This is a genomic window from Mesorhizobium sp. WSM1293, assembly GCF_000513875.1.
GTDB lineage: Bacteria > Pseudomonadota > Alphaproteobacteria > Rhizobiales > Rhizobiaceae > Mesorhizobium > Mesorhizobium ciceri.
The window spans coordinates 272,856-299,597 of sequence record NZ_AZUV01000001.1 but is presented as its reverse complement, the minus strand read 5'-3'; the positions used below and the strand labels follow the sequence as shown (position 1 = coordinate 299,597).

Below are 26,742 nucleotides of genomic sequence, written 5' to 3'. Positions count from 1 at the left end.
ATTGCGGGAACTCCGCAGGGGTTTGAGGCGAATGGCAAAGCTCAAGGTCGACGGGAAAGAGATCACTGTACCCGACCACTACACGCTGCTGCAGGCGGCGGAAGACGCTGGCGCGGAAGTGCCGCGCTTCTGCTTCCATGAGCGGCTGTCGATCGCCGGCAATTGCCGCATGTGCCTGATCGAGGTGAAGGGCGGGCCGCCCAAGCCGCAGGCTTCCTGCGCCATGAACGTGCGCGACCTGCGTCCCGGCCCGAATGGCGAGGCGCCGGAAATCTTCACCAACACGCCGATGGTCAAGAAGGCCAGGGAAGGCGTGATGGAGTTCCTGCTGATCAACCATCCGCTGGATTGCCCGATCTGCGACCAGGGCGGCGAATGCGACCTGCAGGACCAGGCGATGGCTTTCGGCGTCGATTCCTCGCGCTATCACGAGAACAAGCGCGCGGTCGAAGACAAATACATCGGACCGCTGGTGAAGACGGTGATGAACCGCTGCATCCACTGCACGCGCTGCGTCCGCTTCACCACCGAAGTCGCCGGCATTTCCGAACTCGGCCTGATCGGCCGTGGCGAGGATGCCGAGATCACCACCTATCTCGAACAGGCGATGACCTCGGAGCTGCAGGGCAATGTCATCGACCTTTGCCCGGTCGGCGCGCTGACCTCGAAGCCATTCGCTTTCCAGGCGCGGCCGTGGGAGCTGACCAAGACCGAATCCATCGACGTGATGGATGCCGTCGGCTCGGCGATCCGCGTCGATAGCCGGGGCCGCGAAGTGATGCGCATCCTGCCGCGCGTCAACGAGGCGGTGAACGAGGAGTGGATCTCCGACAAGACCCGCTTCATCTGGGACGGCCTGCGCACGCAGCGTCTCGACCGCCCCTATGTGCGCAAGGACGGCAGGCTGGTTGCTGCCAGCTGGGCCGAGGCCTTCGCCGCGATCAAGGACGCGGTGTCGAAGACGGCGCCCGAAAAGATCGGCGCTATCGCGGGCGATCTCGCCGCCGTCGAAGAAACCTATGCGCTCAAGCTGCTGATGGCTTCGCTCGGCTCGAAGAACACCGATTGCCGCCAGGATGGCGCCGCACTCGACCCGGCGCTCGGCCGTGCGAGCTACATCTTCAACCCGACCATCGAAGGCATCGAGCAGGCCGATGCGGTGCTGATCATCGGCGCCAACCCACGCTATGAAGCCTCGGTGCTCAATGCCCGTATCCGCAAGCGCTGGCGGACCGGCAATCTGCCGGTCGGCGTCATCGGCGATGTCGGCGATACCCGCTACGATTACGAACAGCTGGGCGCCGGGCCGGATTCGCTGAAGGATTTGGCTGACGGAAACGGCAAGTTCTTCCAGACGCTGAAGAAGGCGACACACCCGCTGATCATCGTGGGACAGGGCGCGCTGGCGCGTGCCGATGGCGCGGCCGTGCTCGGCCAGGCGGCCAAGCTCGCGGCCGCCGTCAACGCTGCTCGCGCCGACTGGAACGGCTTTGCCGTGCTGCACAATGCGGCCGGGCGCGTCGGCGGTCTCGATCTCGGCTTCGTGCCGGGCGAGGGCGGCAGAAACGTTGCCGGCATGCTGGGCGAAATGGAGCTCTTGTTCCTGCTCGGCGCCGACGAGATCGACATGGCCAAGACCGGCGGCGCCTTCGTCGTCTATATCGGCACGCATGGCGACCAGGGCGCGCACCGCGCCAATGTCATCCTGCCGGCGGCCGCCTACACGGAAAAATCGGCCACCTATGTCAACACCGAAGGGCGTGTGCAGCAGACCAACCGCGCCGGCTTCGCGCCGGGCGAGGCGCGCGAGGACTGGGCGATCCTGCGGGCGCTGTCGGATGTGCTCGGCAAGAAACTGCCGTTCGATTCGCTGCCGCAGCTGCGCGCCAAGCTTTATGGCGAATACCCGCATCTGGCCCGTATCGACCAGGTCGCGGCCGGCAACGCCGAGGATATCGCCGAGGTGGCGAAGCTCGGCGGACGGCTGAACAAGGGCACCTTCACCTCGCCGGTGAAGGATTTCTACCTGACCAACCCGATCGCGCGGGCATCGGCCGTGATGGCGGAATGCTCGGCACTGGCCAAGAGCGGCTTCAAGCAGGCGGCGGAATAAGCATGGACACTTTCTTCTCCTTCTACGTGCTGCCGGCGCTGCTGATCCTGTTGAAGTCAGTCGTGCTGATCGTCGTTCTTTTGATCTTCGTCGCCTACATCCTCTACGCCGACCGCAAGATCTGGGCGGCGGTGCAATTGCGCCGTGGCCCGAACGTCGTCGGCCCCTGGGGCACGCTGCAGGCTTTCGCCGATCTGTTGAAGTTCGTCTTCAAGGAGCCGGTCATCCCGTCCGGCGCCAACAAGGGCGTGTTTCTTTTGGCGCCGCTGGTGTCGGCCGTGCTGGCGATCTCGGCCTGGGCGGTCATCCCGGTCAGCCACGGCTGGGCGATCGCCAACGTCAATGTCGGCATCCTCTATGTCTTCGCCATCTCCTCGCTCGAGGTCTACGGCGTGATCATGGGCGGCTGGGCGTCGAACTCGAAATATCCGTTCCTCGGCGCGCTGCGCTCGGCCGCGCAGATGGTGTCCTACGAAGTCTCGATCGGCTTCGTCATCGTCACCGTTCTGCTCACCGCCGGCTCGCTCAACCTCACCGATATCGTGCTGTCGCAGCATGATGGAATTGGTACGCGGCTTGGCCTGCCCAACACCTTCCTCGACTGGAACTGGCTGGCGCTGTTCCCGATGTTCATCATCTTCTTCATCTCGGCGCTGGCCGAGACGAACCGCCCGCCCTTCGATCTGGTCGAAGCCGAATCGGAACTGGTCGCCGGCCACATGGTCGAATATTCGTCGACCCCGTTCCTTTTGTTCTTCCTCGGCGAGTATGTCGCCATCGTGCTGATGTGCGCGCTGGCCACCATCCTGTTCCTCGGCGGCTGGCTGCCTCCGTTCGACTTCGCGCCGTTCACCTGGGTGCCGGGCGTCATCTGGTTCGTGCTGAAAGTCTGCTTCGTGTTCTTCGGCATCTCCATGGTGAAGGCCTTCGTGCCGCGCTACCGCTACGACCAATTGATGCGGCTTGGCTGGAAAGTGTTCCTGCCGATCTCGCTGTTCATGGTGGTCGCCACCGCGGCCTTCCTCAAGATCACGGGGTTTGCGTGATGTCCGCTCTTTCCCAAGCCGCCAAATCGCTGCTGCTGCAGGATTTCGTCAGCGCCTTCTTCCTGTCGATGCGCCAGTTCTTCGCGCCGAAGGAGACGATCAACTATCCGCACGAGAAGGGGCCAACCAGCCCGCGCTTCCGCGGCGAGCATGCGTTGCGCCGTTACCCGAACGGCGAGGAACGCTGCATTGCCTGCAAATTGTGCGAGGCGATCTGCCCGGCGCAGGCCATCACCATCGAGGCCGGCCCGCGCCGCAATGACGGCACCCGCCGCACGGTGCGTTACGACATCGACATGGTGAAGTGCATCTATTGCGGCTTCTGCCAGGAAGCCTGCCCGGTCGACGCCATTGTCGAGGGGCCGAATTTCGAGTTCGCGACGGAGACGCGCGAGGAACTCTACTACGACAAGGACAGGCTGTTGGCGAATGGCGACCGGTGGGAGCGCGAGCTGGCGCGCAACATCTCGCTGGACTCGCCCTACCGCTGATATTTGACGCATGGACGGGGCGAGGGGCCTCGTCTAAGGACACAACGAAACTTGCGGCCGGAGGCGGCAGCAAACATCGAAACAGGACGGTTGTCCTGTTTGTACAGGAACCCGGGGGATCCCCAATGTTGAGTGGACTAGAGGCGGCCTTTTTCTACCTCTTCGCCTTTGTCGCGGTGGCATCGGCGTTCATGGTCATTTCCTCGCGCAACCCCGTGCATTCGGTGCTGTTCCTGATCCTGACCTTCTTCAACGCCGCCGGCCTGTTCATGCTGACCGGCGCCGAGTTCCTGGCGATGATCCTGCTCGTCGTCTATGTCGGCGCGGTGATGGTTCTGTTCCTGTTCGTCGTCATGATGCTCGACGTCGATTTCGCCGAACTGAAGAGCGGCGCCCTGCAATATGCGCCGATCGGCGCGCTGGTCGGGCTGATCCTGGCGGCGGAGCTGATCGTGGTTCTCGGCGGCTACACCTTCGCGCCGCAGCTCGCTTCGACGGTCTCCAAGCCCATTCCGGATCTTGCCACGCGGACCAATACCGCCGCGCTCGGCGACATCCTCTATACGGACTACCTCTACTACTTCCAGATTTCGGGCCTCGTGCTGCTGGTCGCCATGATCGGCGCCATCGTGCTGACGCTGCGCCATAAGCCAGGCGTCAAGCGGCAGTCGATCGCAGCCCAAGTCGGCCGCACGCCGGCGACCGGCATGGAAATCCGCAAGGTCAAGACAGGCGAGGGACTCTGAGATGGTTGTCGGCATCGCACATTATCTGACCGTATCGGCTGTTCTGTTCACGCTCGGCGTGTTCGGCATCTTCCTGAACCGCAAGAACGTCATCGTCATCCTGATGTCGGTCGAGCTGATCCTGCTGGCGGTCAACATCAACTTCGTCGCCTTTTCGGCAGCACTGGGCGATCTGGTCGGCCAGGTGTTCGCGCTGTTCGTGCTGACGGTCGCGGCGGCCGAAGCCGCCATCGGACTTGCCATTCTCGTCGTCTTCTTCCGCAACCGCGGCTCGATCGCGGTCGAAGACGTGAACATGATGAAGGGTTGACGGAACCACCATGTATCAGGCCATCGTCTTCCTTCCCCTGCTCGGCTTCCTGATCGTCGGCCTGTTCGGCACGTCGCTCGGCGCCAAGGCGTCCGAATACATCACCTCGGGTTTCCTGGTGGTCGCGGCCGTGCTGTCGTGGGTCGCGTTCTTCACCGTCGGTTTCGGCCATGGCGAGGTGTTCACCGTGCCCGTGCTGCGCTGGATACAGTCGGGTGGGCTGGAAGCGTCCTGGGCGCTCCGGATCGACACGCTGACGGTGGTCATGCTGGTGGTGGTCAACACCGTGTCGGCGCTGGTCCACATCTATTCGATCGGCTACATGCACCACGATCCGAACCGGCCGCGCTTCTTCGCCTACCTGTCGCTGTTCACCTTCGCCATGCTGATGCTGGTGACGGCGGACAACCTCGTGCAGATGTTCTTCGGCTGGGAAGGGGTGGGGCTGGCGTCCTATCTGCTGATCGGCTTCTGGTACAAGAAGCCGTCGGCCAATGCCGCGGCAATCAAGGCCTTTGTCGTCAACCGTGTCGGCGATTTCGGCTTCGCACTCGGCATCTTCGGCGTGTTTGTGCTGTTCGGCTCGGTCAATCTGGGCACCATCTTCGCCAATGCGGCGACGTTCATCCCCGCTGAAGGCGCGCCGCACGGTGCCGCGGTGCTGACTTTCCTTGGCCATGCGCTGGACAAGCAGGCGGCCATGACGATCGTCTGCCTGCTCCTGTTCATGGGCGCCATGGGCAAGTCGGCGCAAGTGCCGCTGCACACCTGGCTGCCGGACGCCATGGAAGGCCCGACGCCGGTTTCGGCCCTGATCCATGCCGCCACCATGGTGACGGCGGGCGTGTTCATGCTGGCGCGGTTGTCGCCGCTGTTCGAACTGTCGCATTCGGCGCTGACGGTCGTGACCTTCATCGGTGCCTTCACGGCCTTCTTCGCGGCCACCGTCGGTCTGGTCCAGAACGACATCAAGCGCGTCATCGCCTATTCGACCTGCTCGCAGCTCGGCTACATGTTCGTGGCGCTCGGCGTCGGCGCCTATGGCGCGGCGATCTTCCATCTGTTCACGCATGCCTTCTTCAAGGCGCTGCTGTTCCTCGGCTCGGGCTCGGTCATCCATGCCGTGTCCGACGAGCAGGACATGCGCAAGATGGGCGGCCTCAGGAAACTGATCCCGACCACCTACTGGATGATGGTGATCGGCACGCTGGCGCTGACCGGCGTCGGCATTCCGGTGACGGTCATCGGCACCGCCGGCTTCTTCTCCAAGGACGCCATCATCGAGAGCGCCTTTGCCGGCCACAATTCGGTTGCGGGCATGGCCTTCGTGCTTTTGGTCATCGCCGCCTGCTTCACCTCCTTCTACTCCTGGCGGCTGATCTTCATGACCTTCCACGGCAAGCCGCGGGCGAGCCATGAGGTGATGCACCATGTCCATGAATCGCCGCCGGTGATGCTGGTGCCGCTGTTCATCCTGGCTGCGGGCGCGCTGTTTGCCGGCGTCATCTTCCACAACGCCTTCATCGGCGAGGGCTATGCCGAGTTCTGGAAGGCATCGCTGTTCACATTGCCTGACAATCACATCCTGCACGACATCCACGAATTGCCGCTGTGGGTCGAACTGTCGCCCTTCATCGCCATGCTGATCGGCTTCGCGCTGGCCTGGAAATTCTACATCCGCTCGCCGGAAATGCCGGTCAACCTGGCGGCGCAGCATCGCGGGCTCTACGCCTTCCTGCTCAACAAGTGGTATTTCGACGAGCTCTACGACTTCCTGTTCGTGCGGCCCGCCAAGCGCCTCGGCCACTTCCTGTGGAAGACCGGCGACGGCACCGTCATCGACGGCCTCGGCCCCGACGGTATTTCGGCGCGCGTCGTCGATGTCACCAACCGCGTCGTCAAGCTGCAGACCGGCTATCTCTACCACTACGCCTTCGCCATGCTGATCGGCGTTGCCGCACTCGTCACCTGGATGATGCTCTGATGACCGCCTGGCCAATCCTCTCGCTGGTCACCTTCCTGCCGCTGGTTGGTGTGCTGCTTATCCTGTTCATCAATGACGACAGCGAAAACGCACGCCGCAACATCCGCGCCATCGCGCTGTTGACGACGACGTTCACGTTCATCATCTCGTTATTCATCTGGACCGGCTTCGACAATTCGCAGTCCGGCTTCCAGTTCGTCGAGAAGGTCGCCTGGCTCGATTCCGGCATTTCCTACCATATGGGCGTCGACGGCATCTCGATGCTGTTCGTCATCCTGACGACCTTCCTGATGCCGCTCTGCATCCTGGCCTCGTGGGAATCGATCGAGAAGCGCGTCAAGGCCTACATGATTGCCTTCCTGCTGCTCGAAACGCTGATGATCGGCGTGTTCTGCGCGCTGGACATCGTGCTGTTCTACGTCTTCTTCGAAGCCGGCCTGATCCCGATGTTCATCATCATCGGCGTCTGGGGCGGCAAGCGGCGCGTCTACGCCTCGTTCAAGTTCTTCCTCTACACGCTCGCCGGTTCGGTGCTGATGCTGCTCGCCATCATGGCGATGTTCTTCCAGTCCGGCACAACCGACATCCCGACGCTGCTGACCCACAATTTCCCGGCCAACATGCAGACCTGGCTATGGCTTGCCTTCTTCGCCTCCTTCGCGGTGAAGATGCCGATGTGGCCGGTGCACACCTGGCTGCCCGACGCGCACGTCGAGGCGCCGACGGCGGGCTCCGTCATCCTGGCCGGCATCCTGTTGAAAATGGGCGGGTACGGCTTCCTGCGCTTCTCCTTGCCGATGTTCCCGCTGGCGTCGGAAATGTTCGCGCCGCTGGTCTTCGCGCTGTCCGTCGTCGCCATCATCTACACCTCGCTGGTGGCGCTGATGCAGGAGGACATGAAGAAGCTGATCGCCTATTCGTCGGTTGCCCATATGGGCTTCGTCACCATGGGCATCTTTGCCATGAACCAGGAAGGCGTGCAGGGCGCGATCTTCCAGATGCTCAGCCACGGCCTCGTCTCCGGCGCGCTGTTCCTGTGCGTCGGCGTCATCTACGACCGCATGCACACACGTGAGATCGCGGCCTATGGCGGGCTGGTCAACAACATGCCGAAATACGCCACGGTGTTCCTGATCTTCACCATGGCCAATGTCGGTCTGCCCGGTACCAGCGGCTTCGTCGGCGAGTTCCTGACCATGATCGGCGTGTTCCGGGTCAACACATGGGTGGCGTTCTTCGCCGCCACCGGCGTCATCCTGTCGGCCGCCTACGCGCTCTGGCTCTACCGCCGGGTGATCTTCGGCGCACTGACCAAGGAGAGCCTTAAGGGACTGCTCGACCTGTCGCCGCGCGAGAAGGTGATCATCTACCCGCTGGTCGTGCTGGTCATCTTCTTCGGCGTCTATCCCGCCCCGGTCTTCGACGCGACGGCCCAATCGGTCAAGTCGCTCGTCACCAATGTCACTGCATCCATCGGCGCCGCGCAGACCGCGGCGGCGAACTGACCAGAGGTTTTGCGAACCATGACGCCGGACCTTCTCTCCAGCCTGTCGCTCTCGACGCCAGAGCTGATCCTTGCCGTCGGCGCGCTGGCGCTGCTGATGGTCGGAGCCTATTCGCGCGCCAACACGGCCAACACGGTAACCGGCCTCGCGGTTGCCGTGCTGGCGATCGCGGGCGCCTGGCTGATCTTCCGAACCGGGCAGGGCAGCGCTTATGGCAATGCCTTCATCCAGGATTCCTTCGGCCGCTTCATGAAGGTGCTGGCACTGGTCGGCTCGGCGGTGACGCTGGTGATGTCGATGCGCTTCGCCAAGGCGGAGCGTTTCGACAAGTTCGAATATCCGGTGCTGATCCTGCTGTGCACGCTCGGCATGATGCTGATGATCTCGGCCAACAGCATGATCGGCCTCTATCTCGGCCTCGAGCTGCAGTCGCTGGCGATCTATGTGCTGTGCGCGATCAACCGCGACAATCTGCGCTCGACCGAAGCGGGCCTCAAATATTTCGTTCTCGGTGCGCTGTCGTCGGGCATGCTGCTCTATGGCATCAGCCTGGTCTACGGCTACACCGGCAACACCGGCTTCCAGGAAATCGCCACGGCACTCGGCAGCGGCGAGCGCCAGCTTGGCCTCGTTTTCGGCCTCGTCTTCGTGCTGGCCGGCCTTGCCTTCAAGATTTCCGCGGTGCCGTTCCACATGTGGACGCCTGACGTTTATGAGGGCGCGCCGACTCCGGTGACGGCCTTCCTGGCGGCGGCGCCGAAAATGGCGGCGATGGCACTGATCGTGCGCGTCACCATGGGCGCGTTCAAGCCAATCGCCGCCGACTGGCAGCAGATCATCGTCTTCATCTCGATCGCCTCGATGGCACTCGGCTCCTTCGCCGCAATCGGGCAGACCAACATCAAGCGCCTGATGGCCTATTCCTCGATTGGCCATATGGGTTACGCGCTGGTCGGCCTTGCCGCCAACAGCCAGGCCGGCGTGCGCGGCGTTGCCATCTACATGCTGATCTATCTGGTGATGACGCTCGGCACCTTCGCCTTCATCCTCGCCATGCGGCGCAAGGAAGGCAATGTCGAGCAGATCAGCGACCTGGCCGGCCTGTCGTCGACCAATCCGGTCATGGCGACGATCCTGACCATCCTGATGTTCTCACTCGCCGGCATTCCACCGCTCGCCGGCTTCTGGGGGAAATGGTACGTCTTCCTCGCCGCCATTAACGCCAATCTCTACGCGCTGGCGATCATCGGCGTGCTGGCCTCGGTAGTGGGCGCCTATTACTATTTGCGCATCATCAAGATCATGTGGTTCGACGAACCGGTCGGCGGCTTCGTGCCGATGGCGACGGAATTGCGTGTCGTGCTCGGCGTCTCCGGCGCCTTCGTGCTGTTCTACGTGTTGATCGGTGGGCCGATCGGCACCTATGCCGAAGCCGCCGCCAAGACGTTTTTCTAGACGGCATGGCATTTCGGCTGGCTCCAACCTCGGCGTCGGAAGGGTTCCGGCTCGAGGCGCATGAGAGCGTCGGCTCCACCAATGCGCTGGCACTGGACCACGCAAGGGCAGGCGACTCCGGCAAATTGTGGGTCGTTTCCAAGAAGCAGGAAAGCGGGCGTGGCCGGCGCGGCCGCGTCTGGGCGACCCCGGAAGGCAACCTGGCGGCGACGCTGCTCGTCATCACCAAGGCAGAGCTTCGCCTTGCCGCGACATTGGGCTTCGTCGCAGGACTGGCACTGGCCGATGCACTCGATGCCGTGGTGCCGAAGGGCCGGATCGCCATTGGCCTCGACGGTGGCAGCGAAGGAAAAAACCGTTTCGAGCTGAAATGGCCGAACGACGTGCTTGCCTCCGGCGCCAAGCTGGCCGGCATCCTGCTGGAATCGGCAATCCTCGAGGGCGGCCGTTTCGGAGTGGCGGTCGGCATCGGCGTCAATGTGGTGGCATACCCTGAGGATTTGCCGTATCCCGCAACTTCCTTGCGCGCGCTGGGCGCGGCATGCGATGCGGAAACACTGTTCCTGGCGCTGTCGGATGCCTGGAGCGAGAATGCCCGATTGTGGGATGAGGGGCGCGGACTTGCCGCCGTCAGGCGACGGTGGCTTGATCGTGCCGCGGGGCTCGGCGGCGAGGTTGCCGTCAGAATTGACGGTAATGTGGTGCGCGGGGTGTTTGAGACCATTGACGAGGACTGCCGTTTCGTGATCCGCGACGATGAAGGTTCGGTTCGGACGATCGCCGCCGGCGATGTGCATTTCGGCGCGGTCGCTTCGGCCAGGGCATAGGGCCGTTCATGAACGGTTCTAACTGTTTGTTTTTGCGCAACTCCGGTGGGAAAACCGTTACACACTTTTCCCGGAATTGCTTTTGAGCTTGGCCTGAGGGCCAGGAAGGGAAAAATCATGGCGAAAGCGGAAAACGCCGAACTCGTCTTCGTGCCGCTCGGCGGCGTCGGCGAGATCGGCATGAACTTCGCTCTTTACGGCTACGGGCCGCCCAGCGCGCGCGAATGGATCGTCATCGATGTCGGAGTGACCTTCCCCGATGCCAGCCTGCCGGGCGTCGACCTAGTGCTGCCCGACACACGCTTCATCGAGGAGAACCTCGCCAATCTGCGCGGCATCATCATCACGCATGCGCATGAAGACCATTACGGCGCGCTGCTCGACACATGGCCGAAGCTGAAGGCGCCGGTCTGGATGACGCCGTTCAGCGCCGGCCTGCTGGAAGCCAAGCGGCAAGGCGAGCAGGGCGCACCGAAAATACCGGTCACGATCTACCGGGCGGGCGAGAAATTCACCGTCGGCCCCTTCGAGATCGAAGCCATTCCGGTCGCGCACTCGATTCCCGAGCCGATGTCGCTGGCGATCACCTCGCCGGCAGGCACCGTCATCCATACCGGTGACTGGAAGATCGATCCGGAGCCGACGATCGGGCCGAAGACCGACGAGGCGCGTTTCCGCGCCTATGGCGACAAGGGCGTTCTGGCGCTGATCTGCGATTCGACCAATGCGCTGCGCGAAGGCGAGTCGCCTTCGGAAGTGGCTGTGGGCGAGGGCCTCAAGGGCGTCATCCAGGCTGCCAAAGGCCGTGTCGCCGTCACCACGTTCTCCTCCAATGTAGGACGCATCGTCTCGATCGCCAAAGCGGCCCGCGATGCCGGACGCCAGTGCCTGGTGCTTGGCCGTTCGCTGAAGCGGGTCATCGATGTGGCCGGCGAACTTGGCTACATGGACGGTCTGCCGGAGTTCATCGCCGAGGAGGATTTTGGTTTCATCCCGCGCGAAAACCTGGTCATCATCTGCACCGGCAGCCAGGGCGAGCCGCTGGCCGCACTGGCCAAGCTGTCGCGCGAAGAGATGAAGTCGGTGTCGCTGACGGCAGGCGACACGGTGGTGTTTTCCTCGCGTACGATTCCCGGCAACGAGAAGGCGATCCTCGAGATCAAGAACCGTCTCATCGACCTCGGCGTCAAGATCATCGAGGACGGCGATGCGCTGGTGCATGTCTCCGGCCATCCGCGGCGCAGCGAATTGCGCAAGATGTATGAATGGGTGCGCCCGCAGATCGGCGTTCCCGTGCATGGCGAGGCGGCACATCTGGTGGCGCAGGGCTCGCTGATGTCGACATCGGGCATCGGCCAGGTGGCGCAGGTGCGCGACGGCGACATGCTCAGGCTTGCTCCCGGTCCAGCCACCATCATGGATCAGGTGCCGTTCGGCCGTATCTACAAGGATGGCAGACTGATCGGCACCGATCAGGCGATGGGCATCCGCGACCGGCGCAAATTGTCCTTTGCCGGCCACGTGGCGGTCAATGTCGTGTTGGACGACAAATATGAGCTTGCCGGCGACCCCGATTTGGTCGCCATCGGCGTCGCCGAGGCCGATGGCCGTGGCGAGTCGCTGGAAGATCTGATGATCGATGCGGCAATCGGCGCGGTGGACTCGATCCCCCGTCAGCGCCGAAAAGACCTCGACCTGGTGCAGGAAGCAGTGCGGCGCGCCGTGCGCGGCGCCGCCAACGAAGCCTGGGGCAAGAAGCCGCTGGTGACGGTGTTCGTTACTCGCTGAGGGGAGTGGGGCAGTAAGGGAGTAGGGCAGTAGGGATTTCGATACGAGGCAGGTCAGCTTTTCCCCTATTGCCATACTGCCCTATTGCCTTACTGCCCTGGGGAAAACCTATGCTCGGACGTCTGAACCATGTCGCGCTTGCCGTGCCGGATTTGGCTGCTGCCGTAGCGGCCTACCGCAACACGCTCGGCGCGGAGGTGACGGCGCCGCAGGCGCTGCCGGAGCACGGGGTGACGGTGGTGTTCGTCAATGTCGGCAACACCAAGGTCGAACTTCTGGAGCCTTTGGGCGAGGGATCGCCGATCGCCGCCTTCCTGGAGAAGAACCCCTCCGGCGGCATGCATCACCTTTGCTATGAGGTCGACGACATCCTGGTCGCGCGCGATCAGCTCAAGGCCGCCGGCGCCCGCGTGCTGGGCGACGGCAATCCGAAGATCGGCGCGCACGGCAAGCCGGTGCTGTTCCTGCATCCGAAGGATTTCTTCGGCACGCTGATCGAACTGGAGCAATCATGAGCTGGGTTTCGTTCACCGCCCTGTTTTTCGCGACCTGGTGGGTGGTGCTGTTCGCCGTGCTGCCGTTCAGCGTGAGGACGCAGGACGACGATCACGACGTGACGCTCGGCACGGTTCCGAGCGCGCCGCGTGGGCCTCACATGCTGCGCGCCGTGATCCGCACCACCATCGCCACCGCGATCCTGATGGGCATTTTCTATGGCCTGACGCATGGGCTGGGATACAGCCTCAACGACATCCCGCACATCGTGCCGGAATTCAGCCAGACGCCGGCTAAATAGACTGTCCAGCGACGGCGTTTTCATATGTCGGAACCGGGCGGGTTTCGGCGGGGAATGTCGTGCCGTTTTGCGGCCTGACGAGCGCTGACGCTGGGTAAGGTGGTTTGGCAATGCGTTGCGCTAAGCAGATGATTGCACAAAAAAAATGCAAGGCACGAGGCCTTGCAATTTAAACGCGTCCGATCTGTTTCCGGTTTCCGGCGGCAGCGGGTAACCGCGCCTAGATCGCATCCTCCCAAGACTTTGACCGCGTAGGAGAGCAGATTTTTTTCTGCCCTCTCGGTTATCGAGGTACATTAGCCTAAGGCGAATGAAAATGTCACGAAGAATTTTGCCTTGAAACGGGCATTCTCGTGCTGCACTGCACAATAGTGTGGCAGGCGTTGCTTGGCGAACGATCACCAAGACGCGCACAGTGACCGGGAGGGCTTGCAGCGCCATGGGTCTTCTGGACGGGCGAACGGCGGTGCGACGCTTCTGATCCCGGCTACCCATGTTTTTTGGAAATCGATTCCGCTTTTCGGGCCGAAGCGTCCGGGTTCCCATTCCGCCTTGAAATGGCTATGAAGCCGGGTCAAGCAAGCCAAAGTCGCGCCGATTCTGACGCGGCCCTCCTCACTCACGGACCTGCCCATGCGTTTGTCGCGCTATTTCCTGCCTATCCTCAAAGAAAATCCGCGCGAGGCCGAGATCGTCTCGCACCGGCTGATGCTGCGCGCCGGCATGATCCGCCAGCAGGGGCAGGGCAGTTTCTCGTGGCTGCCGCTCGGCAAGCGGGTGCTGGACAAGGTATGCCGCATCATCCGCGAGGAGCAGGATCGCGCCGGTGCGCTGGAAATCCTGATGCCGACCATCCAGTCGGCCGATCTGTGGCGCGAAAGCGGCCGCTATGACGACTACGGCAAGGAGATGCTGCGCATCAAGGACCGGCAGGACCGCGACATGCTCTACGGCCCGACCAATGAGGAAGTGGTCACCGAGATCGTCCGCGCCTATGTGAAGTCCTACAAGGACCTGCCGCTCAATCTCTACCACATCCAGTGGAAGTTCCGCGACGAAGTGCGGCCGCGCTTCGGCGTCATGCGGTCGCGCGAGTTCCTGATGAAGGACGCCTATTCCTTCGATCTCGACTTCGAAGGCGCCAGGGCGGCCTACAACAGGATGTTCGTGTCCTATCTCCGGACTTTTACCCGCATGGGGCTGCAGGCAATACCGATGCGGGCCGACACCGGGCCGATCGGCGGCGATCTCAGCCATGAATTCATCATCCTGGCCGACACCGGCGAGAGCCAGGTCTACTGCCACCGCGACTATCTTGCGCTCGATGTGCCCGGCGCCAACACCGATTTTGCCAACGACGCCGAGATCGCCGACATCGTCAAGACATGGACGACGCCATACGCCGCCACCGACGAGATGCATGACGAGGCGGCGTGGGAGAAGATCGGCGAGAGCGACAAGGTTTCGGCGCGCGGCATCGAGGTCGGCCACATCTTCCATTTCGGCGACAAATATTCCAAGCCCATGGGCGCCAAGGTGACCGGACCCGACGGCAAGGATCATTTCGTCTCCGGCGGCTCCTACGGCATCGGTCCGTCGCGGCTGGTCGCGGCGATCATCGAAGCCAGCCATGACGACAACGGCATCATCTGGCCGGAGGCGGTGGCGCCGTTCGACATCGGACTGATCAACATGAAGGCGGGCGACGCCGAGTGCGACGGCGTCTGCGACGAACTGCATGCCGCTTTCGTCGCCGCCGGCAAGGACGTGCTCTACGACGACACCGACCAGCGGCCCGGCGGCAAGTTCGCCACCGCCGACCTGATAGGCCTTCCCTGGCAAGTGATCGTCGGACCGCGCGGTGTCGCCGCCGGCGAGATCGAGATCAAGAACCGCAAGACCGGCGAGCGCGAGACGCTGCCGATCGCGGACGCGAAGAAGCGCTTCGGTGTCGCCGCATGAGCGAGGCGGTGGCGGCAAGATCGGTCGGCGCCGGACCCTTTTCCATCTTCGAGCGCATGGTCGCCTGGCGCTATCTGCGCTCGCGGCGCAAGGAGACGGTGATCTCGGTGATCGCCTCGATCTCGTTCCTCGGCATCATGCTGGGCGTCGCCACGCTGATCGTGGTCATGGCGGTGATGAACGGTTTCAGGGCGGAGCTTTTGACGCGCATCCTCGGCGTCAACGGCCACCTGATCGTGCAGCCGCTCGATTCGCCGCTGGAGGACTATGCGCAGGTCGCCAGCCGCATCAACGGTGTAGCAGGCGTCAAATACGCCATCCCGCTGATCGATGGCCAGGTGCTTGCGCAAGGCAATGTCGGCGGCGGAACCGGAGCGCTGGTTCGCGGCATACGCGGCGAGGATCTAAGCAAGATCGCCATCGTTGCCAGCAACATCAAGCAGGGTTCGATCGCCGATTTCGATTCTGGCGAGGGCGTTGCCATCGGCAAGCGCATGGCTGAGAATCTCGGCCTGACGCTTGGCGATACCATCACCTTGATTTCGCCCGACGGCGACGTGACGCCGATCGGCACCACGCCGCGCATGAAGGGCTACAAGATCGCGGCGATCTTCGAAGTCGGCATGTCCGAATATGACACGTCCATCGTCTACATGCCGTTTTCCGAAGCGCAGCTTTATTTCAACATGGACGGGCGGGCGCAAACGATCGAGATTTATGTCGACAATCCAGACGATGTCGATGCGCTGAAACCGAAAGTGGAGGCGGCGGCGCAGCGGCCGATCGACATGGTCGATTGGCGCCAGCGCAACGAGACCTTCTTCTCCGCGCTGCAGGTCGAACGCAACGTCATGTTCATGATCCTGACACTGATCGTGCTGGTGGCGGCGCTGAACATCATCTCCGGCCTGATCATGCTGGTGAAGGACAAGGGCCACGACATCGCCATCCTGCGCACTATGGGGGCGTCGCGCGGCGCCATCCTGCGCATCTTCCTGATGACGGGTGCGGCGATCGGCGTGACCGGCACGCTTGCCGGTGTGCTGCTCGGCGTACTGATCTGCACCAACATCGAATCGATCCGCCAGTTCTTCTCGTGGATGACCGGTAAGGTGCTGTTCAATCCTGAACTCTATTTCCTCAGCCAGTTGCCGGCGAAGATGGATCCGCGCGAGACGACCTATGTCGTCCTGATGGCGCTCGGCCTGTCCTTCCTGGCAACGGTGTTTCCGGCATGGCGCGCCGCGCGTCTCGATCCGGTCGAAGCCTTGAGGTACGAATAGTGGCCGAGGTCATTATCGAGCTGAAGAGCGTCGAGCGGCACTACGTCCAGGGACCGCGAAAGCTCACCATTCTCAATGGTGCGGACTTCTCGCTGAAGCGCGGCGAGATGGTGGCGCTGGTGGCGCCGTCTGGCACCGGCAAGTCGACGCTGCTGCACACCGCCGGCCTGCTGGAGCGTCCCGACGCCGGCGACGTCATCCTGGCCGGCCGCGCCTGCGGGCGGCTGTCCGACGACGAGCGCACGGCGATCCGCCGCAACGATGTCGGCTTCGTCTACCAGTTCCATCACCTGCTGCCGGAATTCTCGGCGCTGGAAAACATCATGATGCCGCAGCTCATCAAGGGGCTCAGCCGCAAGGACGCGGCCGAGCGCGCGGCGCAGCTGCTCGATTACATGCAGATCGGCAAACGCGCGGCGCACCGGCCGTCCGAGCTCTCCGGCGGCGAACAGCAGCGCGTCGCCATTGCGCGTGCGGTCGCCAATGCGCCGCTGGTACTGCTGGCGGACGAGCCGACCGGCAATCTCGACCCGGTCACCGCGTCCTATGTGTTCGAGGCGCTGGCGGCGCTGGTCAAGCAATCGGGCCTCGCGGCGCTGATCGCCACCCACAATCACGAGCTGGCATCGCGCATGGACCGGCGCGTCACGCTAGCCGACGGCAAAGTGGTGCCGCTCTAGGGCACGGCGATACTGGGGTGAGGCCGGCCTGCGAAAGGCGGCTTCCTGCGCTTCCGGTTCTACCCCGTCGCGGTAGAACGGTGCTCACGTACCCAAAAGTACGCTCCGCTCCGGTTCTCGAAATCCACCATTCTCGGCTCGGCCTGACCCCAGTCTCGTCGTGCCCTGGTCGGCGCTGGACAACCGTCGTTCGCCCGTCAACCGTTTCTTAACCCTGCCGATTTGATCGCCCGGAAATTCGGGCACGGCCGGATTGTGCGCCTTGACATTTGAACAAAATTAGAACAAAATACGAACATATCAACAACAGGAGAGAGTTATGACCGATCTGGTTCAGGATGTCATCTCACTGGTTTGCATGAGCACCTTTCTCGTCTCCATGGCAATCTGGATTGGAGCCATGTGATTTGGCGGCGTTCGCCGCCGTGGGTCCCATGCGGTCGAAGACCGCTCCGCCGTTAAGCTTTTCTTGCCGCAGCGACGTTAGAGTGCCCCGGCAAGACAGGGAGCAACGTCCAGGTGTCGCCCATCGTCACGGCCATTCTGGTGGCCAGCAATCTCGGGCTGATCTTTCTGTTGATGACGGTGCCGCTTGGTTTGCGCACGGTCCGGCTGACCCGTCTGGTGGCGATGGATCGGCAGCGCCTCTGGCAGGCGCTGTGGCCGCTCGGCAGCAATGCCGGCTGGTCCGGTGAGATCCTGTCCGCCGAGGCCCCGGACGGCGAGGGCGTGGCCCGCATCACGCTGTCCTGGGAAGGTCGCGACGGCAAGCCGATCGAACGCAAGTCGCGGTTTGAAGACGTCGTCGAAGGCAGCCGCTTCTCGATGCGTGTCATCGAGGATACGGCACTCGACGCTTCGTTCTGGAAGGATTTTCGCGAAACCGCCGAACTCGTTTCGGAAGGCAACAGCACGCGGGTGACGCTCAGCCAGACCGATCGCTATCGTGGCGTTGCCTTCCTGGTGTTCCGCTATTTCGCCCTGCGCCGCGAACTCTCCAAGCTGCAGCGCTGGGCGCGGACCGGAAAGTATCGCAAGGGCGGCTGGTTCGAGCATCCGCTCAGTCAGGTCGGCTTTGCCGGGCTTTCGGCGCTGATCCTGTGGCCATTCTTCGGCCTTCACTTCGGCGGCCTGGCACTGGCCGCGATCCTCACATCGGTGGTCGCCCTGCATGAGCTTGGCCATATGGCGGCGTTCCGGCTGATGGGCCACAACCGGGCGCGGATGATCTTCATTCCGCTGCTCGGCGGCATCGCCATTGGCGGGCGGCCCTATGACAGCCGTTTCGAAGTGGCTTTCGTGGCATTGATGGGCGCCGGCTTTTCCGCCTTCCTGGTGCCGATCGCCATCGCCGCAAGCACCTTTGCCGGCACGGAAGGTCACCGGCTGGCGGCGGCCCTGCTGGCGACGCTGGCGGGTTTCGCCGCACTGTTCAACATCGCCAATCTGGTGCCGGTGTGGAAGTTCGACGGCGGCCAGGTGCTGCGCCAGATCTGTCCGGGACCGGTCGCGCTGGCGCTGGCTTCCTTCTTCCTGCTCTCGGCTTTCCTGGCCGTGGGTTGGCAGGCCGGCTTTTCCGCCACCTTCCTGCTCGCGACGGGAGCGGTGTTTTCGCTCCTCAGCCTGCTGACGATGAGCAGTGGGGTGAAGCCGCGTCACGAGCTGAAGCCGATCCGCACCATCGACCGGCTGGCCATGGCGGCGGCGTTGCTGGCGGTGTTCGCCATCCATGGCTATGGCGTGTTGTGGGCCTCTGCCCAACTGATTTGAGCCGTACCGGATCCGGAAGATCAGCCGGCTTTGCGCTCGGCTTCGACAGGCAACGCCGTGGCGGGACCGAACACATCCTCGAAGGCGGATTTCAACGCCAGGTCAAGATCGGCCATGGTCAGGGGAAGGCCTAGGTCGACGAGGCTGGTGACGCCGTGGTCCTGCACGCCGCAAGGCACGATGCCGCTGAAATGGTCGAGATCGGGCTCGACATTGATGGCGATGCCGTGAAAACTCACCCAGCGCCGCAGCCGGATGCCTATGGCCGCGATCTTGTCCTCCGCCGGCGAGCCGTCCGGCAGAGCAGGGCGATCCGGCCGCACGACCCAGACGCCGACCCGGTCCTCGCGGCGCTCGCCCCGCACATTGAAAGCGGCAAGCGTGCCGATGATCCACTGTTCGAGCGCCGCGACGAAGGCGCGGACATCCTCGCGCCGCCGCTTCAGGTCGAGCATGACGTAAGCGACCCGCTGGCCCGGCCCATGATAGGTGTATTCGCCGCCGCGTCCGGCCGCGAAGACCGGGAAGCGGCTGGCGTCGATCAGATCCTCGCCACGGGCGCTGGTGCCGGCCGTGTAGAGCGGCGGGTGTTCGACCAACCAGACCATTTCGCCGGCAGCGCCGCTGCGGATCGCCTCGGCGCGCGCCTCCATGAAGGCAAGTGCCTCGGGATAGGCGGTAAGGCCGGGCTCGATCAGCCATTCGACCGGTGCCGAGCCGGGAAGCGGCAGGAACGACGTGGCGATCTGGCTGCGTTCGGTCATGGCGTATCGTCTTTTCGTTTGTCCATGGCGCGCCCAAAAACGCCTCGCACCTTTGGGCGACATCAACTTGCCTTCCATATGGCGATATCAGGCGCAAACGTCCAGTTCCGGCGCTGCGTTCGGGCCCTGTGGAGCATTATGCCAATCGCCTGACATTATTGCTTGCCGTGCACTTGTTTCACCGGAAACGATTTGCTACACGCCGCGAGCCGGTCGGTTCCGGCTCTACCACGTGCGGTCGTGGCGGAATTGGTAGACGCGCAGCGTTGAGGTCGCTGTGGGGCAACCCGTGGAAGTTCGAGTCTTCTCGACCGCACCATTCTCTTCCCAGAATCCGATTTGTACCGGTCTCGCCCGCTGCGGGCCGGACGCATTTCGTTGATATTCCCGCGCTTTACGCCACTTTCTTTTTGAGCGTCGGATTCTCCCAAAACCGGTTTCCTCTTTTGGGTCCGATGCTCTAGACCTGATTTGCACCTTTTCCGGGATTCTTGTGGCGGGAGGCGCTGGTGGAAGGCGAGCACGAACGGACGACCGGCGCCGGGGCCGCCGAGGACAACCACGCCGACATCTATGGCGAGGACGGCGCCGTGCTTTCGTCCTTCCTGGCGCGGATCGGCGCGGCGATCGCCGACCGCGACACGCTGACCCTCAAGCATGAAGTCGACGACCTGCACCAGTCGGAGCTCGGCGATCTGCTCGAGGCGCTGCATCCCGAACAGCGCCGCGCGCTGGTCGAACTCCTGGGCGCCGATTTCGACTTTTCCTCGCTGACGGAGGTCGACGAGGCGATCCGTATGGAGATCGTCGACAATCTGCCCAATGCGCAGATCGCGCAGGCGGTGCAGGAGCTCGATTCCGACGACGCCGTCTACATTCTCGAGGATCTCGACCAGGAAGACCAGGACGAGATCCTGTCGCAACTGCCGTTCACCGAGCGGATCAGGCTGCGCCGCTCGCTCGATTATCCCGAAGAGACGGCCGGCCGCCGCATGCAGACCGAGTTCGTCGCGGTTCCGCCGTTCTGGACGATCGGCCAGACCATCGACTACATGCGCGAGGACAACAATCTTCCCGAGCGCTTCAGCCAGATCTTCGTCATCGATCCGAGCTTCAAGCTGCTCGGCGCCATCGACCTCGACCAGATCCTGCGCACCAAGCGTTCGGTCAAGGTCGAGGAGGTGATGCACGAGACGCGGCACGCCATTCCGGCCATCATGGACCAGGAAGAGGCGGCGCGGGAATTCGAGCAGTACGATCTTTTGTCGGCCGCGGTCGTCGACGAGAACGAACGGCTGGTTGGCGTTCTGACCATCGACGATGTCGTCGACGTCATCCAGCAGGAGGCCGAGGAAGATCTGATGCGTATGGGCGGCGTCGGCGACGAAGAGCTTTCCGACAGCATCTTTTCGACCTCGCGCTCACGCGTTCCGTGGCTGCTGATCAACCTTCTGACCGCGTTCCTGGCGGCGTCGGTGATCAGCCTGTTCGACCGCACGATCGAACACATCGTGGCACTGGCGGTGCTGATGCCGATCGTCGCGGGCATGGGCGGCAATGCCGGCTCGCAAACCATGACCGTCACCGTGCGGGCGTTGGCGACCAGGGATCTCGACATCTACAATGCCGGCCGCATCATTCGCCGCGAGATGGGTGTCGGCTTCATCAACGGCATCGTCTTCGCCATCCTGATCGGCATCGTCGCGGCAGCCTGGTTCCGTGATCCCAATCTGGGCGGGATCATCGCGGCGGCGATGATCATCAACATGTTCGTGGCCGCCCTGGCCGGCATCCTGATCCCGCTGCTGCTCGATCGTTTCAAGGTCGATCCGGCGGTCGCTTCGGCGGTCTTCGTCACCACGGTTACCGACGTCGTCGGTTTCTTTGCATTTCTCGGCATTGCCACGTGGTGGTTCGGCGTGCCCTGAGGGCACGCCTTTTGGCTCAATTGACTTTTACGTAAATGCCGTGCGAGGCTCGCGCGGGGCGCCATGTCGATTCCGGCATGGCATGGGTTTTGGTTCGGGACAGAAGGGTGACGCCGCCATGGCGATCGCCCCGGTGTTTCGGCGTGTGGGAGTGGCAATGCGAGAATATTATTCGATCACCGAGTTGACCCGCGAGTTCGACGTGTCGACGCGGACGCTGCGCTTTTACGAGGACGAAGGGCTGGTGCAGCCGGTGCGGCGCGGCCGCACGCGGCTGTTTCGCCCCTCCGACCGGCAGCTCATTCGCCAGATCATGCGCGGCAAAAGGCTTGGCTTCTCGATCAACGAGATTCGCGAAATCATCCAGATGTACAAGGAGCCGCCCGGCGAAGTCGGCCAGCTCAACCTGATGATCAAGCGCATCGAGGAAAAGCGCGAGGATCTCCGGCAGAAACGCCGCGACCTCGAGGAGACGCTGGCTGAACTCGACCAGGCCGAGGAGTCTTGTGTGGAGCGGCTGGTGGAGCTTGGCGTGAATACCTAGGCAGAGAGTTTGAGGGACAGCGCCCCCTCTCTCCTGCCGGACATCTCCCCCACGACGGGGAGATTGGCCGCTTGAAAGCCAGCTCAAATCCAGCGGCGCACGCGTTTGGCGTAGTCGCGGTATTTCTTGCCGAATTTTCCCGCCAGCACCTTTTCCTCGCCTTCGATCGCCACCTTCTGCGTGGCATAGGCGGCGATGAACGCCAGCGGCAGGAACCACACGATGCCCGAGACAAAGGCGACGCCGATCAACAGCAGCGTGTTGGCCAGATACATCGGATTGCGGGTGACGCCGAAGGGACCCGTGGTGACCAGGTGATCGGGTACAGCGTTGGGGTTGAGCGTGGTCTTGGCCCGGATCATGGTGCGGATCGCGGTGAACCAGAGTGCGGCGACGGCAAACAGCGCCACCCAGCCGGCCGCGAACAGGATATCGCCCAGCAGGTCGCCGATCCAGGGCAGGGGATAGAGCAGGCCCAGTGCGATGCTGACGGCGATGGCGGCGATGTAGATCAGCGGCGGCCACGGTATGAGCCCCGGCTTCGGCTGGTTCTCGGTCATTCGGCCCCTCCCTCCATCAACTTGCCGTCGGTCTTGGCGGTGCACATGCCGGCGAGATCGGACAAATGCGCTTTCCACTCCGCAGTCTGATCGTTGTTGTAGAGCCTATCAAGCGTGGACTCGCCCTCGAGCGTATCGAGCATGCAGACACAGTAGCTCGTACAGAACTCGGTGTCGCGCGACTGCTCGCAGGACAGCTGACAGGTTTTGAGGAAATTCACCTGCGGGGTTTCGACCTGCGCCGGCATGATCTGCGAGAACAGCCAGACGCAGCCGATCAGCAGCGGCTGGTGGATCAAATAGAAAGCCAGGCTGTGCCGGCCGATGAAGACCAGCGGGTTGGCCAAGCGACCGGGCGCCAGATTGGCAAGCCTGGCAAGCAGGCCGGCACCTGCCGCGAGTTTTGTCACCGCGATGCCCGCAAGCACGGCGCCGAACCACGGAAACAGCGGAACGTAGTCGTTGGAGCGCGGATTGTTCGCCGACAGGCCGACCCACCACAGCCATGGGTGATCGAAGGCCTCGGAGCGCAGATAGACGGGGGCGGCGATAACGAGCGCGGCGACGACAAGCGTCAGCAGCGCCGGCAGGCGCAGGAAGGCGAGACCGAGCAGGCTGGCCAGCGCGATCTCGTGCAAGATGCCGAAGAAGATGAAGCCGTCCGGAGTGGCGATGCGGGTGACGACCGAAATCGCGATCGCGGCTCCGGCGACCATGGCGAACCGCTTCCAAAAGCCGTTCCAGCGGATTTGTCGGCCGTGGGCGAGATACAGGCTGACGCCGACCAGGAACAGGAAGGTCGAGGCGATGCAGCGCGCGTAAATCTTCCACCAGCCGAAGGCGGTCAGGCCGGGATCGGTGTAGCCGAAGAACTCCAGATCCCAGGTGAAATGGTAGCTTGCCATGGCGATCAGCGCGATGCCGCGCACGATGTCGATGGCGACGATGCGCTTTGGTCGATCCTGAACGGGCGCGGTCGGCGTTTGGATGCTCATGGTCTCGCATTCTGATTCAGCCCCGCTGGAGGACTATCACGGTTGCCCAGGACAAAAGAAGACCGGCAACCCTGCCGATAACGCCGGATCAGCCGCGGCATTGGGCCAGTGCCGGAAAGCCTTTGGCCGGCTTCGCTTTTGCCGGATGCACGTCGGTTTCCTCTTATTGGCGCTGAGGTCGCCACGGCAGATTTGACCCGGTGAATCTGCTTCGGGGAAAGCAATGTCCACCCATGTGCGCCATCCGATCTGGCTACCGGCCCTCAAGGCCGCGGACGCGCGCACCTTCGCTTCGCTCTATGCGGTCGAATCCTTCGCCCGCGCCACGGTGTCGAGCGTCATCCCGATCCAGGCTTACGAGATCCTGCACAACGAGCAGATCGTCTCGATCCTCTACACCGTCGTGGCGATGCTCGGCCTGTCGGTGACATTGTTCATGCCGATGCTGATCCGCCGTTTCGCCCGGCGCTGGGTCTACACGGCGGGCGCCTGCCTGCTGGCCATCGGCTCGCTGTTCTTCGTCACCGACACGCTTGCCGGGCAACTGGCCGGCATGCTGTGCCGGGTGATGGGCGCCAGCGCGCTGTCGATCACGCTCAACCTCTACATCATGGACCACATCCGCAAGACCGACTTCATGCAGGCCGAATCGCTGCGCATGGCGTGGTCGATGCTGGCCTGGACCGGTGGGCCGACGCTCGGCATCTTCCTCTACACGCGCTTCGGCGTCTATGCCGCGCATGGCGCGGTGGCCGTGTTCGCGTTAGCCCTGCTGGCATTGTTCTGGACCTACCGGCTCGGCGACAACCCGTCGATCCGTCCCGGCAAGACGCGACCAGCCAATCCGCTCGCCAATATCGGCCGCTTCATCGCCCAGCCCAGGCTCAGGCTGGCCTGGCTGATCGCGTTTGGGCGCTCCTGTTTCTGGACGACGTTCTTCGTCTATGGGCCGCTGTTCATGGTCATTACGGGTGAGGGCAAGCTGGCCGGCGGCCTGCTGGTTTCGGCCGGCAACGCGCTTTTGTTCATGGCGATTTTCTGGGGCAAGGCGGGAAAGCGCTTTGGCGGCCGCAGGACCATGACATTTGCCTATTTCGCCATGTCGGTCGCGCTTCTGGCGGCGGGCTTCGTCGGCGAAACCGTGCCGCTGCTCACCGGCGCCTTCCTGCTCTGCGGCGCCTTCTTCACCATTGCACTCGACGCGCTCGGCTCGACCGCCTTCATGCGCTCGGTGCGCTCCTATGAAAGATCGCAGATGGCGGCGGTCTATCGCACCTATCTCGACTTTTCCGAGCTGACGCCGCCGCTGGTCTATTCGGTGGTGCTGGCCTTCTTCGGCCTGGGCTCGGTGTTCGTCACGCTCGGCCTGCTGGCGGCGGTCTGCGGCTTCGTGACGTGGCGCTATCTGCCGAAATCGCTTTGACCTTCATGGCGCATTCGCAACGGTCGCCGGCGGAATTTGGTTTGCCGGACGCGAGGATTCTGCCTATAGTCGCCGGTGTCGCCGGTTCCATTTTGGAGCCAAGAGGGAATGCGGTAAGGGCGGATTTCGCCCAATGCCGTGGCTGCCCCCGCAACTGTGTGCGGTAGTCCTCTCCATATGCCACTGAAGATTTTTCTTCGGGAAGGTGGGGAAGGACGCTGATCCGTGAGCCAGGAGACCTGCCGGCGACAGGAAACTGACTTCGATGCCCTCGGGTGGAGGGCGAAAGGACAAGACATGACTACCGCTTCCGTCTCCCTCGGCGCTTCCGTCTCCTCGCAGTCGCGCTTCATGCAGCTCGCGCTCGCCGCGCTGCTCGGCATTTTCGTGATGGGCTTTGTCGGCTTCTCGCATATCGATGCGGTCCACAATGCGGCTCACGACTATCGCCATTCGATGGCATTTCCCTGCCACTGACGAGGGGCTGACATCATGAACCTGTTTCGCAACGTCGTGTTCATCGCGGCGATCGCAGGGCTCGTGGCCGGCGTCGTTCTTGCCTGCATGCAGGCCTATGCGACCGTGCCGCTGATCCTGAAGGCGGAAGTCTACGAACAGGCGGGCGGCGGGCATCACCATGACCATGCCGCTCCGGCAGCAACGGATAGCAATGCCATGAGCGCAGCCGCTCCGGCCCCTGCCGAAGCGACTGCTGCGGCGGAAGACGAGGGCTGGGCGCCGGCAGACGGTTTCGAGCGTTTCGCCTTCAGCGTGCTTGCCAACATCGTCACCGGCATCGGCTTCGGATTGATCCTGGTCGCGGTTTCCGAATTCGCCGGCGGTATCGGTGGTTGGCGCCAGGGCGTGTTCTGGGGCTTGGCCGGCTTTGCCGTGTTCACGCTGGCGCCGGGCCTCGGCCTGCCGCCGGAACTGCCGGCCATGCCGGCCGCCGATCTCACCCAGCGCCAGATCTGGTGGTGGGCAACGGTGGCGGCAACCGCTGCCGGTCTCGGCCTGATCGCGTTCCGCAAGTCGCTGCCGCTGGCGATCCTTGCCGTCCTTTTGATCGTCGCACCGCATGTTGTCGGGGCACCGCAGCCCGACAGTTACGAGACGGCGATTCCGGAAGGGCTGCATCACCAGTTCGTGGTGGCGGTGACCGTGACCAATCTGGTGTTCTGGCTGGTGCTCGGCGCGGTTGTCGGCGTGGTGCGCGGCCGCTTCACCGGCACCGCGACCAGCCTGCGCGACAGCTTTGCCTGATCGCAAGACACTGACCTTCCTCATCGGCGGTGCGCGCTCCGGCAAGAGCGCGCACGCCGAAATTTTGGCGACCGCCTTGCCGCCGCCCTGGACCTATATCGCCACGGCGCAAGCCTATGATGACGAGATGCGTGAGCGCATCGCGTTGCACCGGTCGCGGCGCGGCGAAGGCTGGACGACCATCGACGCACCGCTCGATCTCGCCGGCGCGCTTGCCGCCTTGCCGGACGATCGGCCGGTGCTTGTCGACTGCCTGACGCTGTGGCTGACCAACCATATGCTGGCCGAACACGATCTGGACCTTGAATGCCGGCGATTGGCGGAGGTGCTGTCGCGGCCGCGCGGACCCTGGTTCTTGGTGTCCAATGAAGTCGGACAAGGCATCGTGCCGGACAATGCACTGGCGCGCCGCTTTCGCGATGCCGCCGGCCGGCTCAACCAGCAGGTCGCGGCGATTGCCGATACGGTGCTGCTGATGGTGGCGGGGCTGCCGCTCAAGGTGAAATGAT

Annotated in this window: 25 protein-coding genes, 1 tRNA gene and 1 riboswitch; of the genes, 23 read left to right on the top strand and 3 right to left on the bottom strand. The window is 63.2% G+C overall.

The genetic code is table 11. The features are described 5' to 3' along the window. Positions 1-31: 31 nt before the first annotated feature. From nuoG to M729_RS0101450, 16 genes are all read left to right on the top strand, one after another. A complete protein-coding gene (gene nuoG / locus M729_RS0101530; RefSeq protein ID WP_024501358.1) occupies positions 32-2,113 on the top strand; it encodes an NADH-quinone oxidoreductase subunit NuoG in 2,082 nt (693 codons plus the stop codon). Positions 2,114-2,115: 2 nt separating this feature from the next. Next, positions 2,116-3,159 carry an NADH-quinone oxidoreductase subunit NuoH gene (nuoH, locus tag M729_RS0101525; protein WP_013531097.1) on the top strand — a complete coding sequence of 348 codons (1,044 nt, stop codon included), beginning with the start codon at positions 2,116-2,118 and terminating at the stop codon, positions 3,157-3,159. Beyond that, positions 3,159-3,650 (top strand): NADH-quinone oxidoreductase subunit NuoI, encoded by a 492-nt coding sequence (nuoI, locus tag M729_RS0101520; RefSeq protein WP_013531098.1) that lies wholly within the window; start codon positions 3,159-3,161, stop codon positions 3,648-3,650. Before nuoH ends, nuoI begins: the two co-directional genes overlap by 1 nt. 125 nt (positions 3,651-3,775) lie before the next feature. Continuing rightward, positions 3,776-4,396 (top strand): NADH-quinone oxidoreductase subunit J, encoded by a 621-nt coding sequence (locus M729_RS0101515; protein WP_013531099.1) that lies wholly within the window; start codon positions 3,776-3,778, stop codon positions 4,394-4,396. A gap of 1 nt (position 4,397) precedes the next feature. Then, a complete protein-coding gene (gene nuoK, locus M729_RS0101510; protein WP_010910101.1) occupies positions 4,398-4,706 on the top strand; it encodes an NADH-quinone oxidoreductase subunit NuoK in 309 nt (102 codons plus the stop codon). Between the two features lie 10 nt (positions 4,707-4,716). After that, a complete protein-coding gene (nuoL, locus tag M729_RS0101505) occupies positions 4,717-6,690 on the top strand; it encodes an NADH-quinone oxidoreductase subunit L (protein ID WP_027160547.1) in 1,974 nt (657 codons plus the stop codon). After that, on the top strand, positions 6,690-8,195 hold the full coding sequence (locus M729_RS0101500; RefSeq protein WP_027160546.1) for an NADH-quinone oxidoreductase subunit M: 1,506 nt from the start codon (positions 6,690-6,692) through the stop codon (positions 8,193-8,195). The genes nuoL and M729_RS0101500 overlap by 1 nt, the downstream gene beginning before the upstream one ends. Before the next feature lie 18 nt (positions 8,196-8,213). Then, positions 8,214-9,650, top strand: coding sequence for an NADH-quinone oxidoreductase subunit NuoN (gene nuoN, locus M729_RS0101495; protein WP_013531102.1), 1,437 nt, complete (start codon positions 8,214-8,216; stop codon positions 9,648-9,650). Positions 9,651-9,655: 5 nt separating this feature from the next. Continuing rightward, positions 9,656-10,477, top strand: a complete 822-nt coding sequence (locus tag M729_RS0101490; RefSeq protein WP_024501356.1) for a biotin--[acetyl-CoA-carboxylase] ligase — start codon at positions 9,656-9,658, stop codon at positions 10,475-10,477. A 117-nt stretch (positions 10,478-10,594) separates the two neighbouring features. Further along, entirely contained in the window at positions 10,595-12,265 is a 1,671-nt protein-coding gene (locus M729_RS0101485) for a ribonuclease J (protein WP_013531104.1), read from the top strand. A gap of 110 nt (positions 12,266-12,375) precedes the next feature. Next, complete coding sequence (gene mce / locus M729_RS0101480) at positions 12,376-12,780, top strand: methylmalonyl-CoA epimerase (RefSeq protein WP_027160545.1); 405 nt, start codon at positions 12,376-12,378, stop codon at positions 12,778-12,780. Further along, the gene (locus tag M729_RS0101475) at positions 12,777-13,061 is read left to right on the top strand and encodes a DUF1467 family protein (protein WP_013531106.1); all 285 of its coding nucleotides are present in this window, start codon (positions 12,777-12,779) and stop codon (positions 13,059-13,061) included. The genes mce and M729_RS0101475 overlap by 4 nt, the downstream gene beginning before the upstream one ends. 633 nt (positions 13,062-13,694) lie before the next feature. Continuing rightward, complete coding sequence (proS, locus tag M729_RS0101470; RefSeq protein ID WP_013531107.1) at positions 13,695-15,023, top strand: proline--tRNA ligase; 1,329 nt, start codon at positions 13,695-13,697, stop codon at positions 15,021-15,023. Beyond that, on the top strand, positions 15,020-16,306 hold the full coding sequence (locus M729_RS0101465) for a lipoprotein-releasing ABC transporter permease subunit (protein ID WP_013531108.1): 1,287 nt from the start codon (positions 15,020-15,022) through the stop codon (positions 16,304-16,306). Before proS ends, M729_RS0101465 begins: the two co-directional genes overlap by 4 nt. After that, the gene (locus M729_RS0101460; RefSeq protein ID WP_027160544.1) at positions 16,303-16,986 is read left to right on the top strand and encodes an ABC transporter ATP-binding protein; all 684 of its coding nucleotides are present in this window, start codon (positions 16,303-16,305) and stop codon (positions 16,984-16,986) included. Before M729_RS0101465 ends, M729_RS0101460 begins: the two co-directional genes overlap by 4 nt. Before the next feature lie 519 nt (positions 16,987-17,505). Next, complete coding sequence (locus M729_RS0101450) at positions 17,506-18,756, top strand: peptidase M50 (RefSeq protein WP_027160543.1); 1,251 nt, start codon at positions 17,506-17,508, stop codon at positions 18,754-18,756. Between the two features lie 20 nt (positions 18,757-18,776). Here the strand turns inward: M729_RS0101450 and lipB are convergent, their stop codons facing one another. Continuing rightward, positions 18,777-19,520: a lipoyl(octanoyl) transferase LipB gene (gene lipB, locus M729_RS0101445; protein ID WP_027160542.1), complete on the bottom strand. Its 744-nt coding sequence runs from the start codon at positions 19,518-19,520 to the stop codon at positions 18,777-18,779. A gap of 234 nt (positions 19,521-19,754) precedes the next feature. On the opposite strand from lipB, the gene M729_RS0101440 reads away from it, so the two are divergent. From M729_RS0101440 to M729_RS0101430, 3 genes are all read left to right on the top strand, one after another. After that, positions 19,755-19,839: transfer RNA gene (locus M729_RS0101440), tRNA-Leu, on the top strand. Between the two features lie 190 nt (positions 19,840-20,029). Continuing rightward, positions 20,030-21,448 (top strand): magnesium transporter, encoded by a 1,419-nt coding sequence (gene mgtE, locus M729_RS0101435; protein WP_024501352.1) that lies wholly within the window; start codon positions 20,030-20,032, stop codon positions 21,446-21,448. Positions 21,449-21,605: 157 nt separating this feature from the next. Then, positions 21,606-21,992 (top strand): MerR family DNA-binding transcriptional regulator, encoded by a 387-nt coding sequence (locus M729_RS0101430; protein ID WP_013531113.1) that lies wholly within the window; start codon positions 21,606-21,608, stop codon positions 21,990-21,992. 83 nt (positions 21,993-22,075) lie between these two features. On the opposite strand, the gene M729_RS0101425 is transcribed toward M729_RS0101430, so the two are convergent. After that, complete coding sequence (locus M729_RS0101425) at positions 22,076-22,552, bottom strand: isoprenylcysteine carboxylmethyltransferase family protein (RefSeq protein WP_027160541.1); 477 nt, start codon at positions 22,550-22,552, stop codon at positions 22,076-22,078. Continuing rightward, positions 22,549-23,547 (bottom strand): DUF1624 domain-containing protein, encoded by a 999-nt coding sequence (locus M729_RS0101420; RefSeq protein ID WP_027160540.1) that lies wholly within the window; start codon positions 23,545-23,547, stop codon positions 22,549-22,551. Before M729_RS0101420 ends, M729_RS0101425 begins: the two co-directional genes overlap by 4 nt. Positions 23,548-23,770: 223 nt before the next feature. Between M729_RS0101420 and M729_RS0101415 the strand changes: the two genes are divergently transcribed. The 4 genes from M729_RS0101415 (at position 23,771) to cobU (ending at position 26,741) form a co-directional block, all read left to right on the top strand. Then, positions 23,771-24,970, top strand: coding sequence for an MFS transporter (locus M729_RS0101415; protein WP_013531116.1), 1,200 nt, complete (start codon positions 23,771-23,773; stop codon positions 24,968-24,970). 65 nt (positions 24,971-25,035) lie between these two features. Next, positions 25,036-25,232: riboswitch (cobalamin riboswitch) on the top strand. Between the two features lie 35 nt (positions 25,233-25,267). Then, entirely contained in the window at positions 25,268-25,447 is a 180-nt protein-coding gene (locus M729_RS0101410; RefSeq protein WP_013531117.1) for a CbtB domain-containing protein, read from the top strand. 15 nt (positions 25,448-25,462) lie between these two features. Beyond that, positions 25,463-26,233 (top strand): CbtA family protein, encoded by a 771-nt coding sequence (locus M729_RS0101405; protein ID WP_027160539.1) that lies wholly within the window; start codon positions 25,463-25,465, stop codon positions 26,231-26,233. Continuing rightward, positions 26,226-26,741, top strand: coding sequence for a bifunctional adenosylcobinamide kinase/adenosylcobinamide-phosphate guanylyltransferase (gene cobU, locus M729_RS0101400; RefSeq protein ID WP_024501348.1), 516 nt, complete (start codon positions 26,226-26,228; stop codon positions 26,739-26,741). Before M729_RS0101405 ends, cobU begins: the two co-directional genes overlap by 8 nt. The last annotated feature ends 1 nt before the right edge of the window (position 26,742 follow it).